A 14852-nucleotide genomic window follows, 5' to 3' on the forward strand; every position below is an offset into this window, starting at 1 on the left:
AGGGTATAAGGTATACCTAATAGGGTTCATGAAGGACCTGTAGGTCTGGTAGTAATAGCGGAGAGGTCACACCTGTTCTCATGCCGAACACAGAAGTTAAGTTCTCCAGCGCCGATGGTAGTTGGGGCTTTGCCCCTGCAAGAGTAGGACGCCGCCAGGCAAATTGAAAAGGGCTATGCATTTAATATGCATAACCCTTTTTTGTGGTTTAGATTGGAATTTTGTTATGAACCAAATAACCTAATGAAATACGAATCTAAGTCAAATCTTGGGTTGAGCTAACGCTCTCTCCTTCCTTCTTTTGCGAGTCGCCCACTAATATTTTTATAATTGAAGTAATAGTACTCTCAAGCGGAACCGATCGAATAGACGATAACTAAAAGATCTTTATCACTTTCGTCTGGTTGTTAACCCACTCAATATAGCCATTATGTAGGTTAAAGGCAAAGTTATTCATAATCTCTTTCTGCCAGCCTTTAAAAGGTTCCACATCCTTCTTAAATTCCAGATGATTTCACTAAATCGCAAATCTCGTATAATCGTTCTTTAACTGTCTTTAAATCAAAAGGACTTATGGCCTTTGCTTCTTTCAAACAAAAGCCTATATGCTTCTTTTAATTGGTGTGCAATCCGCAAGGTGTTCGACACTTTTAAATAACGCTCCAGATACCAGCGTTGCTTCTCGGTTAACGTTTCTTCTTTTTATTAAACATATACTTCATTCGCTTACACTTTTTAAGATCCAAGCGCTAATTGCTTTGGATCTTTTCTTCTAACGTATTTGAGTTCCCAACAAATATATGGCAAAAATGAAAATGTTCATCTACTACAATGGGCTTCTCTAATGGTTGGTCCACGACTGAATGAGGTCACAATGAACTATCTAAGGAGAACTTCTGATTAAATCTAAAGAATTACTTATTTGATTTTTTTATAAAAATACCTCCATTCTTAAGTAAGTAACCTACAAATTATCCACTCACACGAAAAATACTCGGTTAAGGCGGCTAGCAAGAAATAGGTAGTAAGGGGGTTTAAGAAGTGCTAAGGAGTTACTCGGAATTTAACTGAATAATTTATCCCGGAGCAACCGTCCGTAAGACTCCCACTCCAAAACATAAAGCTAAACCGTGATGTTTAAGTGGGATAAAAAACGGACGCTAAAACCCCGATTCGCTCAACTATCAATCAGTGGCGGAAGAACGAAAACCCCACTGATTGAAGTATCACTTTATGGGATCTAAAGACATTCGTTATAACGGAGCAATAGCTAAAGGATTAAAGTTAGCATTTCATATGGGAACACACCTATAATGTTTACCTTAATTAAATTGTTTAAGAAGTAGTAGAAAGGAAATCACCAGCACGTGGGTCAAACTCTGAAAAGAAATAAGAAACAAAGTCTCAGGTAATCGATCATGAACTGAGGAGCAGGAGCCATTTTTAGGACAGACTTTAGGGGGGAATATAGAAACTTGAACTAGATAATACTACTATAAGTAATATTAAAGGGTTCTCAGCTGGAGACCTATATTTCCAAACACACTAAGTTTTGATTCCTATACCTTAGTGTATATTTCCAATAGTAATAATATGAAGATCGGTTTAGGAACATGTTAATTCACAAAAGATCTAAAGGAAATGTTCCCTCTCAGGCAACTGAAGAATTAACAACTAAAGAAAAAGTTAATGTTTTACATAATCCTTTATGGTATAGTTGCGAACTAAACTTCCAGAAGAAAGGCTAATTACTGCGTCAACTTTTTAATTGTTTCCGAGATGTACACCCACTGAGTAACCGTCAGATGAAGGCATGGTATTTAGGGTCATTGTAGAAAGCGAAAGCAATTGATATATCCTACTTAACGTATAGTTGCAGCTAAGGAAACGGTTTTTTACTTTACCTTTTGTCACAGGAGATAACATCAATCTTTATCTCTCGTACGTCTAGTCGAATAAGGTACGATACTAACAACAGGGAATTAGCGTAGCTTCCACCAAAGATGGATTGACTTTGCATCAACTAAAAAAGGCTTAGCTATAAGTTGATACATACCTTCTTTTCACTTTACTGAACACTAAACGGTTACTATCATCTAGTAGGTTTTATAAACTTCTTTTTAATTTTTTCTAGAAACTGTTGACACCTTGGTTGGAAAAATGCTATAGTAATCAAGTCGCCAAATTCGACAGCAATCGACAACTCCTTGAAACAATAAAAAAACAAAAAAAGTTGTTGACAGATTGATGCGGAAATGGTATGATATAAAAGTTGCTTCAAAAAAAGCAACGCAAACAAATTGCTCTTTGAAAACTGAACAAAACAACTAGTATGTCAAGGAAAAACAGACTTTCTGTTTTTCGAAGAAATACAAGCAGAAGCCAGTATTCTGCGAAAGCTAAGACAGATCGTGTTGATTGGTGTCAACATGATACAAACTTTTTTGGAGAGTTTGATCTTGGCTCAGGACGAACGCTGGCGGCGTGCCTAATACATGCAAGTCGAGCGCAGGAAGCAAGCAGATCCCCTTCGGGGGTGACGCTTGTGGAATGAGCGGCGGACGGGTGAGTAACACGTGGGCAACCTGCCTGTAAGACTGGGATAACCCCGGGAAACCGGGGCTAATACCGGATAATACTTTTCTTTGCATAAAGGAAAGTTGAAAGGCGGTTTCGGCTGCCACTTACAGATGGGCCCGCGGCGCATTAGCTAGTTGGTGAGGTAACGGCTCACCAAGGCGACGATGCGTAGCCGACCTGAGAGGGTGATCGGCCACACTGGGACTGAGACACGGCCCAGACTCCTACGGGAGGCAGCAGTAGGGAATCTTCCGCAATGGACGAAAGTCTGACGGAGCAACGCCGCGTGAGTGATGAAGGTTTTCGGATCGTAAAACTCTGTTGTTAGGGAAGAACAAGTCGGGTAGTAACTGACCCGGCCTTGACGGTACCTAACCAGAAAGCCCCGGCTAACTACGTGCCAGCAGCCGCGGTAATACGTAGGGGGCAAGCGTTGTCCGGAATTATTGGGCGTAAAGCGCTCGCAGGCGGTCCTTTAAGTCTGATGTGAAATCTCGCGGCTCAACCGCGAACGGTCATTGGAAACTGGAGGACTTGAGTACAGAAGAGGAGAGTGGAATTCCACGTGTAGCGGTGAAATGCGTAGAGATGTGGAGGAACACCAGTGGCGAAGGCGACTCTCTGGTCTGTAACTGACGCTGAGGAGCGAAAGCGTGGGGAGCGAACAGGATTAGATACCCTGGTAGTCCACGCCGTAAACGATGAGTGCTAGGTGTTAGGGGGTTTCCGCCCCTTAGTGCTGAAGTTAACGCATTAAGCACTCCGCCTGGGGAGTACGGCCGCAAGGCTGAAACTCAAAAGAATTGACGGGGGCCCGCACAAGCGGTGGAGCATGTGGTTTAATTCGAAGCAACGCGAAGAACCTTACCAGGTCTTGACATCCTCTGCTATTCCTAGAGATAGGAAGTTCCCTTCGGGGACAGAGTGACAGGTGGTGCATGGTTGTCGTCAGCTCGTGTCGTGAGATGTTGGGTTAAGTCCCGCAACGAGCGCAACCCTTGATCTTAGTTGCCAGCATTAAGTTGGGCACTCTAAGGTGACTGCCGGTGACAAACCGGAGGAAGGTGGGGATGACGTCAAATCATCATGCCCCTTATGACCTGGGCTACACACGTGCTACAATGGATGGAACAAAGGGAAGCAAAACCGCGAGGTCAAGCAAATCCCATAAAACCATTCTCAGTTCGGATTGCAGGCTGCAACTCGCCTGCATGAAGCCGGAATCGCTAGTAATCGCGGATCAGCATGCCGCGGTGAATACGTTCCCGGGCCTTGTACACACCGCCCGTCACACCACGAGAGTTGGTAACACCCGAAGTCGGTGAGGTAACCTTTTGGAGCCAGCCGCCGAAGGTGGGACCAATGATTGGGGTGAAGTCGTAACAAGGTAGCCGTATCGGAAGGTGCGGCTGGATCACCTCCTTTCTAAGGATAGAAACGGAACGCCGAGGATTCTCTTCGGAGAATCTTCCGGTAAGGATATACTAGTTGTTTGGTTCAGTTTTGAGGGAGCAATTCTCTCATTTGTACCTTGAAAACTAAATAAGAGTAACAACGACATCATTTTTTAAAGCTGCAACAATTTGTTCAGCTTGAATATAGCAAGGCTAAGAAATTAGCACGCTTATTTACTGTAACTTAGTTAAGTGAATAAGGGCGCACGGTGGATGCCTTGGCACTAGGAGCCGAAGAAGGACGGGACTAACACCGATATGTCTCGGGGAGTCGTAAGTAGACATTGATCCGGGAATTTCCGAATGGGGGAACCCACTGTTCGTAATGGAACAGTACCTTTACCTGAATACATAGGGTATTGGAGGCAGACCCGGGGAACTGAAACATCTCAGTACCCGGAGGAAGAGAAAGCAAATGCGATTTCCCAAGTAGCGGCGAGCGAAACGGAATTAGCCCAAACCAGAAAGCTTGCTTTCTGGGGTTGTAGGACACTCCACACGGAGTTACAAAGAAATTCTTTAGATGAATCGATCTGGAACGATCAGCCATAGCGGGTAAGAGCCCTGTAATCGAAAAGGAATTTCCTCCGGAGTGTATCCTGAGTACGGCGGAACACGAGAAATTCCGTCGGAATCCGGGAGGACCATCTCCCAAGGCTAAATACTCCCTAGTGACCGATAGTGAACCAGTACCGTGAGGGAAAGGTGAAAAGCACCCCGGGAGGGGAGTGAAAGAGAACCTGAAACCGTGTGCCTACAAGTAGTCGAAGCCCGTTAATGGGTGACGGCGTACCTTTTGTAGAATGGACCGGCGAGTTACGATCGTATGCAAGGTTAAGTGGAAGACACGGAGCCGCAGCGAAAGCGAGTCTGAATAGGGCGATTTGAGTATGCGGTCGTAGACCCGAAACCGTGTGATCTACCCATGTCCAGGGTGAAGGTCAGGTAACACTGACTGGAGGCCCGAACCCACGTATGTTGAAAAATGCGGGGATGAGGTGTGGGTAGGGGTGAAATGCCAATCGAACACGGAGATAGCTGGTTCTCTCCGAAATAGCTTTAGGGCTAGCCTCAAGCATCGAGTACTGGAGGTAGAGCACTGATTGGACTAGGGGCCCTCACCGGGTTACCGAATTCAGTCAAACTCCGAATGCCAGATACTTAGACTTGGGAGTCAGACTATGGGTGATAAGGTTCATAGTCGAAAGGGAAACAGCCCAGACCGCCAGCTAAGGTCCCAAAGTATACGTTAAGTGGAAAAGGATGTGGAGTTGCCCAGACAACCAGGATGTTGGCTTAGAAGCAGCCACCATTTAAAGAGTGCGTAATAGCTCACTGGTCGAGTGACTCTGCGCCGAAAATGTACCGGGGCTAAACGTATCACCGAAGCTGCGGATTGTTCTTCGAACAATGGTAGGAGAGCGTTCTACGGGCAGTGAAGTCAGACCGTGAGGACTGGTGGAGCGCGTAGAAGTGAGAATGCCGGTATGAGTAGCGAAAAAAGAGTGAGAATCTCTTTCACCGAATGCCTAAGGTTTCCTGAGGAAGGCTCGTCCTCTCAGGGTTAGTCGGGACCTAAGCCGAGGCCGAAAGGCGTAGGCGATGGACAACAGGTAGATATTCCTGTACCACCTCTTGAATGTTTGAGCAATGGGGGGACGCAGAAGGATATGGAATGCGCACCGATGGATGTGTGCGCCCAAGCAGTGAGAATGTTGGATAGGCAAATCCGTCCAACTGAGTTCAAGCTGTGATGGGGAGGGAAATTAAGTACCGAAGTTCCAGATTTCACACTGCCAAGAAAAGCCTCTAGTGAGTTCAAAGGTGCCCGTACCGCAAACCGACACAGGTAGGCGAGGAGAGAATCCTAAGGTGAGCGGGAGAACTCTCGTTAAGGAACTCGGCAAAATGACCCCGTAACTTCGGGAGAAGGGGTGCTCCTTTTTAGGAGGAGCCGCAGTGAATAGGCCCAAGCGACTGTTTAGCAAAAACACAGGTCTCTGCGAAGCCGAAAGGCGAAGTATAGGGGCTGACACCTGCCCGGTGCTGGAAGGTTAAGGGGAAGCGTTAGGCGCAAGCCGAAGCGTAGAACCGAAGCCCCAGTAAACGGCGGCCGTAACTATAACGGTCCTAAGGTAGCGAAATTCCTTGTCGGGTAAGTTCCGACCCGCACGAAAGGTGCAACGACTTGGGCACTGTCTCAACGAGAGACCCGGTGAAATTATACTATGCGTGAAGATGCGCATTACCCGCGACAGGACGGAAAGACCCCGTGGAGCTTTACTGTAGCCTGATATTGAATGTTGGTACAGCTTGTACAGGATAGGTGGGAGCCTTCGAAGCGTGAGCGCTAGCTTACGTGGAGGCATCCGTGGGATACCACCCTGGCTGTACGAACCTTCTAACCCAGGACCGTAATCCGGTTCGGAGACAGTGTCAGGCGGGCAGTTTGACTGGGGCGGTCGCCTCCCAAAAGGTAACGGAGGCGCCCAAAGGTTCCCTCAGAATGGTTGGAAATCATTCGTAGAGTGTAAAGGCACAAGGGAGCTTGACTGCGAGACCTACAAGTCGAGCAGGGACGAAAGTCGGGCTTAGTGATCCGGTGGTTCCGCATGGAAGGGCCATCGCTCAACGGATAAAAGCTACCCCGGGGATAACAGGCTTATCTCCCCCAAGAGTTCACATCGACGGGGAGGTTTGGCACCTCGATGTCGGCTCATCGCATCCTGGGGCTGTAGTCGGTCCCAAGGGTTGGGCTGTTCGCCCATTAAAGCGGTACGCGAGCTGGGTTCAGAACGTCGTGAGACAGTTCGGTCCCTATCCGTCGTGGGCGTTGGAAGTTTGAGAGGAGCTGTCCTTAGTACGAGAGGACCGGGATGGACACACCGCTGGTGTACCAGTTGTTCCGCCAGGAGCATAGCTGGGTAGCTACGTGTGGCAGGGATAAGTGCTGAAAGCATCTAAGCATGAAGCCCCCCTCAAGATGAGACTTCCCATCACTTCGAGTGAGTAAGATCCCTCAGAGACGATGAGGTTGATAGGTCCGAGGTGGAAGCGTGGTGACACGTGGAGCTGACGGATACTAATAGATCGAGGACTTAACTAACATTTTTTGATTCGTTGTTATCTCTTATTTAGTTTTTAGGGTATAAGTAAAAAACCCTTGCATTTTCTTTTAAAAATGCATATAATATATCTTGTCCTTGTTTTTAGGATGGTCTGGTAGTAATAGCGGAGAGGTCACACCTGTTCTCATGCCGAACACAGAAGTTAAGTTCTCCAGCGCCGATGGTAGTTGGGGCTTTGCCCCTGCAAGAGTAGGACGCCGCCAGGCGAATTGAAATGCTAAGTTCACAGTTATTGTGTCTTAGCATTTTTTTGTATATTGTTATTAATATTCGTGGTGACACGTGAGTATCTCTTTACTAATTGGTGAAAGATCATCATATATTATAGAGAGAAAGACGTTGTGGGGGAGGTGTGAAGACTGGAATCATTTATAGAAGGAATGCTTGGGGAAGATTTCTTCCTTATTATGACCCGTATACTGTTTGCACTACTGTTATCGGGATTAATAGGATTTGAAAGAGAAATTAAAAATCACTCAGCTGGTTTTCGGACACACATTCTAGTAGGGGTTGGAGCATGTTTGATGATGCTCCTATCTTTATATGGGTTTGATGTGTTTATGGAAACACACGAGAATGTACAATTTGATCCAGCGCGTATTCCGTCATATGTTATTAGTGGTATTGGGTTTTTAGGTGCCGGTACAATCATAGTATATGGAGGTACAATTAGAGGATTAACTACAGCTGCCTCTATCTGGACCGTTGCAGGTATTGGGCTAGTCGTTGGTGCTGGCATGTATGCTGCTGCATTTTTTACCACCATTGTTATTTTGTTAAGTTTAATTTTTCTTAATAACTTTGAGAAGCTCTTTAGAAAAGGGAGTACTTCCAATCTAATTCTAATTGTTGCACTACCTGAGATAAAAGTGAATGATGTGGTATCCGTTTTTGAAAAGTTTAATTTGTCCATTAAGAATGTAGAAATTATTAAAGCAGAGCATGATATACGGAACATCTTCATAAAAATTGATAGAAATGATCAGTTAAATAGAATTCATTTTTTCGAGGAGCTCTCTCGCATTGATCATATAAAGAACATATCTGAAATTTAAAATCGAATATATTCACGAAAAGTCTTACAGCCTTATCAGAGCTGTGAGATTTTTTGTACACGATAGGAAAAATGAGAGGTTTTGCCATTGCTGTTTTTGTCTAAAATAAATAGGAAAGACAATTATTTGCATCTCATGTGATTTATCGTATAATAAGAATATAGTCAAAGATAGTCAAAGTCAAAAGCCTTTGTGTAAAAGGGGGTGCATAGTATGAGTAATATTTCCGACATCATAGAAAATTATTTAAAACAAATTCTACAAGACCGAGGGAAAAATGCAATTGAAATAAAACGTAGTGAAATTGCGGATCAATTTCAATGTGTGCCTTCACAAATTAATTATGTTATTAAAACACGTTTTACTGTGGAAAAAGGGTATATAGTAGAGAGTAAACGAGGCGGTGGAGGCTATATTCGGATCATGCGTGTGATTCATCAAGACAACTCCGAACTTATTGATGAAATTATAGACATGATTAACCCTACTGTAACGCAGCAGGCAGCAATTGACGTTCTCGATAGATTACTTGAGGAACAGCTTATTACTGCACGTGAAGCGAAGATCATGCTAAGTGCCATTGGTAGAAATACATTGGCATTTCAACTTCCTTTACGAGACGAAGTGCGCGCAAGGGTCTTAACGGCCATGCTGTCCACTTTGAAGTATTTAAATAAGTGAGGGGGTTTTTTCATGGAATGCCAGGAATGCCACGAGCGTCCTGCTACACTACACTTTACGCAATACATTAACGGACAGAAAAGTGAAGTTCACGTTTGTGAGGTTTGTGCAAAGGAAAAGGGATATATGAACTATCCTGAAGAAGGGTATTCTTTGCATAATTTACTTTCAGGCTTAATGAATTTTGATACATCTACAATTAAAGGTCCCCAGCAAAATACTTTTAAGCAGGTACAAGAGTTACAGTGCCCAAAATGTGAAATGACTTTTTCAGAATTCAAACAGGTTGGAAAGTTCGGCTGTGCTGTATGTTATGACACTTTTTCTGGACGGTTAGACCCTATTTTCCGTCGCGTCCATGCAGGGAATACAAAACATCAAGGTAAAATTCCCAAACGCCAAGGGGGAGACCTGCATAAGAAGAAATTGCTGGAAGATTATAAGATGAAATTAAGAAGATTAATCGAGGATGAAGCGTTTGAAGAAGCAGCTGAGATTAGAGATAAGATAAAGGCACTTGAAAATAAACCAGAGGACCCGGAAGAAGGTGATCCTTCATGACACTACAAAATTTTATGAATGAGGCAATTAGTCCTTGGATGCGAGAGGAAGGACCTGACAGTGATATCGTATTAAGTAGTCGTATACGTCTGGCTAGAAACTTTGCGAATATATCCTATCCAATCATTGCAGATAAGGATAAATTGGAAGAGATACGTGACTTCTTTCGTGACAATTATGAGCATCAATCATTTGAAGAGTACAAAGATTTCGCATTTGTAGCGATAGGAGATTTATCGCCTGTTGAGAAACGTGTTCTTGTAGAGAAGCACTTAATTAGTCCACATCTTGCAGAGAATGCTGAGACCGCTGCTGCTATCATCTCGGAAAATGAACAGGTGTCCTTAATGGTCAATGAAGAAGACCATATTCGCATTCAGCTATACTTTCCGGGTTTTCAGTTGGAAAACGCACTACAGAAAGCTTTTACATTTGATGATTTTCTTGAAGAAAAAGTGAATTATGCTTTCGATGAAACGAGAGGTTACTTAACAAGCTGTCCAACCAATGTTGGGACTGGTATGCGTGCGTCTGTTATGATGCATCTGCCTGCTCTGGCAATGACCAAGCAAATTAACCGTATGATTCCAGCAATTAACCAGCTCGGTTTAGTAGTTAGAGGAATCTACGGTGAAGGTAGTGAAGCGGTAGGTAGCATTTTTCAAATATCTAATCAAATTACACTTGGAAAGACAGAGGAAGACATTGTCGAGGATTTACAAAGTGTTGTAAAGCAGTTAATTGACCATGAGAGAAAAGCACGTACTCGCATTATGGAGCAATCAAGAACATCCCTAGAGGATCGTATCTTCCGTTCCTATGGTGTGTTGGAATATAGCAGAATAATTGAATCAAAAGAAGCAGCTGTTTGCCTTTCAAATGTACGGCTTGGTATTGATTTAGGATTCATTGAAAATGTTTCACGGAATATATTAAATGAACTAATGATTTTAACTCAACCGGGATTCCTACAGCAATATGCGAAGCGTACACTCTCCGCCAATGAACGGGATGTGCTTCGAGCCTCATTGATCCGGGAAAGACTGCAATTGGAAAAATAGTTAGGAGGAATACAATATGATGTTTGGACGATTTACAGAAAGAGCACAAAAAGTGCTAGCCTTGTCACAAGAAGAAGCGGTCCGTCTTGGGCACAACAATATTGGAACTGAGCATATTTTGCTAGGACTGGTTCGTGAAGGTGAAGGCATCGCTGCAAAAGCATTGCAGTCACTCGGATTAGAAGTCGCAAAAATTCAAGAGGAAGTAGAAAAGCTGATTGGTGTCGGCAAACAGCCAATGCAATCTATTCATTACACACCGCGCGCTAAAAAGGTAGTTGAATTGTCACAGGATGAGGCAAGAAAGCTAGGACATTCTTATGTGGGAACAGAGCACATCCTACTCGGACTAATTCGTGAAGGTGAAGGTGTGGCTGCACGCGTGCTGAATAATCTAGGTGTAAGTCTCAATAAAGCAAGACAACAGGTTCTTCAGTTACTTGGAAGCAATGAGTCACAGGCAGGTCGTCAAGGCCGTGGACAGCAGTCTAATGCGAATACACCGACATTAGATTCACTGGCAAGAGATTTAACGGTAAGTGCGAAGGAAGGCAATATTGACCCTGTTATCGGTCGTAGCAAAGAAATTGAACGCGTCATCCAAGTACTTAGCCGTCGTACAAAAAACAATCCTGTACTAATCGGGGAACCTGGTGTAGGGAAAACAGCTGTTGCGGAAGGTCTGGCACAGCAAATTATAAATAACGAAGTTCCAGAGACATTACGCGATAAACGCGTTATGACGCTAGATATGGGAACAGTGGTTGCTGGAACAAAGTATCGCGGTGAATTTGAAGATCGCCTTAAAAAGGTAATGGAAGAGATTCGCCAGGCGAACAATATTATTTTGTTCATTGATGAGTTGCACACGTTAATTGGTGCGGGTGGTGCAGAAGGAGCAATTGATGCATCCAATATCCTGAAACCATCTTTAGCTCGTGGTGAGTTGCAATGTATTGGTGCTACAACGATGGATGAGTATCGTAAATACATCGAAAAAGACGCAGCACTAGAGCGTCGTTTCCAACCAATTCAAGTTGATGAACCTACATTAGATGAAACGATACAAATCTTAGGTGGGTTGCGTGACAGATATGAAGCGCATCACAGGGTAACTATAACGGATGAAGCGATTGAGGCAGCAGCAAATCTATCTGATCGTTATATTACCGACCGCTTTTTACCAGATAAAGCAATCGATTTAATCGATGAGGCTGGATCGAAAGTACGCTTGCGTTCTTATACTGTTCCACCAAATCTAAAAGACCTTGAGCAAAAGTTAGAGGAAGTGCGCAAAGAAAAGGATGCTGCTGTACAAAGCCAGGAATTTGAAAAGGCTGCTTCCTTACGAGATTCTGAGCAGCGTTTACGTGAAGAGCTTGATGAAACGAAAAATCAATGGAAAGAAAAACAGGGGCAAACTGACTCTGAAGTAACGGTTGAAGATATAGCAAGTGTTGTTTCCATTTGGACTGGGGTACCTGTTTCCAAATTAACGAAGGACGAGAGTGATCGCCTGCTTAATATGGAAGATACGCTACACAAACGTGTGATAGGTCAAGGGGAAGCAGTAAATGCCATCTCCAAGGCCATTCGCAGAGCGCGTGCTGGGTTAAAAGATCCAAAACGACCAATTGGTTCCTTTATCTTCTTAGGGCCAACAGGTGTAGGGAAAACGGAGCTTGCCCGTGCGCTAGCTGAAACAATGTTTGCTGATGAGGACGCCATGATCCGCATTGACATGTCCGAGTATATGGAGAAACACTCTACCTCTCGACTTGTTGGGTCTCCTCCAGGCTATGTAGGCTATGATGAAGGTGGACAGCTAACAGAAAAAGTCCGTAGAAAACCTTACTCTGTTGTCCTGCTTGATGAAGTAGAAAAGGCACATCCTGAAGTCTTTAACATTCTATTACAAGTGCTTGAAGATGGTCGGTTAACTGATTCTAAAGGACGTTTAGTAGACTTCCGTAACACTGTACTCATTATGACTTCCAATGTAGGAGCAAGTGAGCTGAAGCGGAGTAAGAACCTTGGCTTTACCCTTGGGGAGGCAGGACAGGACTACAAAGATATGAAGGCAAAAGTAACAGAGGAAATGAAGAAAGCCTTCCGACCTGAGTTCTTAAACCGTATTGATGAAATGATTGTCTTCCATTCTCTTGAGAAGAAACATATGAAAGATATCGTTACCCTAATGGTTAACCAACTGCAAAGCAGGCTAAAAGAGCAGGATATCGATTTCTCTCTTACAGATAAGGCAGTGGAAAAAATTGCGACCGAAGGGTTTGATCCTGAATATGGAGCAAGACCACTAAGACGTTCCATTCAAAAAAATGTGGAAGATCTATTATCTGAGGAATTGTTGAAGGGAACCATAGAGAAAGGGAAAAAAATTAAAATTGGTCTAAATAACAAAGGTGAATATATTATTTTGCCGTAAATTTAACACTAGTTATTAATGGTATAGCAAAAGTTAAGTTGCTATATTAGAATGGCCTTACGAAAAGCTAGAAGATCAGTATGTATCTTCTAGCTTTTTTAAAAGGTCATTTTTTGAGTTGTATTTTAACTACCAAAGGAGATAGATAGAAGCTCCAAACCGCTCAAATAGATAATTGTGGCATGAATAAGGAAATTTTTAATTGAATTGATAGGAACCTGTAACTTTATAACGAAACAAAACGTATATAATAGAAACAAAGAAGGGAATAAAGAAATGGCGAAACGAAAAACAAAATTTGTATGTCAAGATTGTGGCTATGAGTCTGCTAGGTGGATGGGGAAGTGCCCTGGATGCAACAATTGGAATACACTCGTGGAAGAAGTGGAAGCATCTGGTTCATCAGGAAAGCATACATTCAATATAGGGGCGAAAACGTCAGGTAAGCCAGAAAAGATAACAGTTATTGAATCACAAAAAGAACCGAGAGTCACAACGTCCATGAAAGAATTTAATCGTGTGTTGGGCGGAGGTATTGTACCAGGATCCCTTGTGCTTATTGGTGGTGATCCAGGTATTGGGAAATCAACCTTACTATTGCAAATTGCGTCTCAGCTTGCAGATAAGCAACTAACTGTGCTCTACATCTCAGGAGAGGAGTCGACACGCCAGACAAAGCTACGTGCAGACCGTCTGGGAGTCACATCAGACCTGTTATATGTATTATCTGAGACGAACTTATTTGATATAGCAAAACAAATAGAAGAAATAAAGCCGTCATTTGTGGTAGTAGATTCTATCCAAACCATTTTTCGTGAGGAGATCTCAAGTGCCCCAGGCAGTGTCTCCCAGGTGAGGGAATCTACAAGCGAATTAATGAAACTAGCAAAATCAAACGGCATCCCGATCTTTATTGTAGGCCATGTTACGAAGGAAGGATCCATTGCCGGCCCCCGCCTTTTAGAGCATATGGTAGATGCAGTTTTATACTTCGAAGGTGAACGGCATCACACATATCGTATTTTACGTGGGGTGAAAAACCGGTTTGGTAGCACAAATGAAATGGGTATTTTTGAGATGAAGGAACAAGGTCTTCGTGAAGTAATGAACCCCTCTGAAATCTTTCTGGAAGAGAGATCGCAAGGAGCGGCAGGCTCGACAGTAGTCGCATCTATGGAAGGAACAAGACCTGTTCTAGTAGAAATTCAAGCACTAATTTCTCCTTCAAGTTTTGGTAACCCTCGGAGAATGGCAACAGGCGTTGATAATAATCGTGTGCCACTTTTGATGGCTGTATTGGAAAAGCGAGTTGGCCTTATGTTGCAAAATCAGGATGCTTATATAAAGGTAGCTGGTGGAGTTAAGCTTGATGAGCCAGCAATCGACTTAGCAATTGCGGTAAGTATAGCTTCCAGCTTCCGAGATCAGCCTACAAAAGGCGAAGATATCTTTGTTGGAGAAGTTGGTCTAACAGGAGAGATTAGAAGAGTGTCTCGAATAGAGCAACGCGTACAGGAAGCAGCAAAGCTTGGCTTTAAGCGAGTTATTTGTCCGAAGAAAAATCTGGATGGCTGGACGGCACCGAAAAATATTGAAGTAATCGGTGTTGATTCTGTGCATGAAGCGTTAAAAGTTGGGCTAGATCAATAGCACATCCAATGTAGTTAGGTAGGCAAATAGTATGTCTAACTCTATTGATTTAAATTAATGTAGTGGTGGCCATATATAGCTTGAGGCAACCAAAAAATAGGCAATTTCATTTTTGTTTTCTGAAAAACTAGTAAAAAAGGTTTGAAATGAAACTAGGATTATGGTACTATTGTACGTTTAACAAATTGATTATCTAAAAAATATATGCTATGATAACTGCCATATACTGTATTTGCTTG

General features: G+C 43.4%; 7 protein-coding genes, 4 rRNA genes and 1 pseudogene. 10 read left to right on the top strand and 2 right to left on the bottom strand.

Annotated features, from left to right (window positions below; genetic code table 11):
- The first annotated feature begins 44 nt into the window (after positions 1 to 44).
- Positions 45 to 160: ribosomal RNA gene (rrf, locus tag BN985_RS18340) — 5S ribosomal RNA — on the top strand.
- Between the two features lie 216 nt (positions 161 to 376).
- Here the strand turns inward: rrf (BN985_RS18340) and BN985_RS19640 are convergent.
- Positions 377 to 508, bottom strand: a complete 132-nt coding sequence (locus BN985_RS19640; protein WP_141231450.1) for a transposase — start codon at positions 506 to 508, stop codon at positions 377 to 379.
- Positions 509 to 561: 53 nt separating this feature from the next.
- Positions 562 to 687, bottom strand: a pseudogene (locus tag BN985_RS19645) (hypothetical protein); the annotation flags it as partial.
- Positions 688 to 2441: 1754 nt separating this feature from the next.
- Between BN985_RS19645 and BN985_RS18345 the strand changes: the two are divergent.
- The 9 genes from BN985_RS18345 (at position 2442) to radA (ending at position 14613) form a co-directional block, all read left to right on the top strand.
- Positions 2442 to 4005, top strand: a 16S ribosomal RNA gene (locus tag BN985_RS18345).
- 215 nt (positions 4006 to 4220) lie between these two features.
- A 23S ribosomal RNA gene (locus BN985_RS18350) occupies positions 4221 to 7140 on the top strand.
- A 112-nt stretch (positions 7141 to 7252) separates the two neighbouring features.
- Positions 7253 to 7368: ribosomal RNA gene (gene rrf, locus BN985_RS18355) — 5S ribosomal RNA — on the top strand.
- The 16S, 23S and 5S rRNA genes sit together here, the layout of an rRNA operon.
- Positions 7369 to 7542: 174 nt before the next feature.
- A complete protein-coding gene (locus tag BN985_RS18360; RefSeq protein WP_176463540.1) occupies positions 7543 to 8217 on the top strand; it encodes an MgtC/SapB family protein in 675 nt (224 codons plus the stop codon).
- Between the two features lie 213 nt (positions 8218 to 8430).
- Positions 8431 to 8898 (top strand): CtsR family transcriptional regulator, encoded by a 468-nt coding sequence (locus BN985_RS18365; RefSeq protein ID WP_042225436.1) that lies wholly within the window; start codon positions 8431 to 8433, stop codon positions 8896 to 8898.
- A gap of 12 nt (positions 8899 to 8910) precedes the next feature.
- Positions 8911 to 9459 carry a UvrB/UvrC motif-containing protein gene (locus tag BN985_RS18370; RefSeq protein WP_042225437.1) on the top strand — a complete coding sequence of 183 codons (549 nt, stop codon included), beginning with the start codon at positions 8911 to 8913 and terminating at the stop codon, positions 9457 to 9459.
- Entirely contained in the window at positions 9456 to 10520 is a 1065-nt protein-coding gene (locus tag BN985_RS18375; RefSeq protein WP_042225438.1) for a protein arginine kinase, read from the top strand. The genes BN985_RS18370 and BN985_RS18375 overlap by 4 nt, the downstream gene beginning before the upstream one ends.
- 16 nt (positions 10521 to 10536) lie before the next feature.
- Entirely contained in the window at positions 10537 to 12963 is a 2427-nt protein-coding gene (gene clpC / locus BN985_RS18380; protein ID WP_042225439.1) for an ATP-dependent protease ATP-binding subunit ClpC, read from the top strand.
- Positions 12964 to 13239: 276 nt separating this feature from the next.
- Positions 13240 to 14613 carry a DNA repair protein RadA gene (gene radA, locus BN985_RS18385; RefSeq protein ID WP_042225441.1) on the top strand — a complete coding sequence of 458 codons (1374 nt, stop codon included), beginning with the start codon at positions 13240 to 13242 and terminating at the stop codon, positions 14611 to 14613.
- Positions 14614 to 14852 lie beyond the last annotated feature (239 nt).

This window comes from Oceanobacillus manasiensis (genome assembly GCF_000724085.1).
Lineage (GTDB): Bacteria > Bacillota > Bacilli > Bacillales > Amphibacillaceae > Oceanobacillus_B > Oceanobacillus_B manasiensis.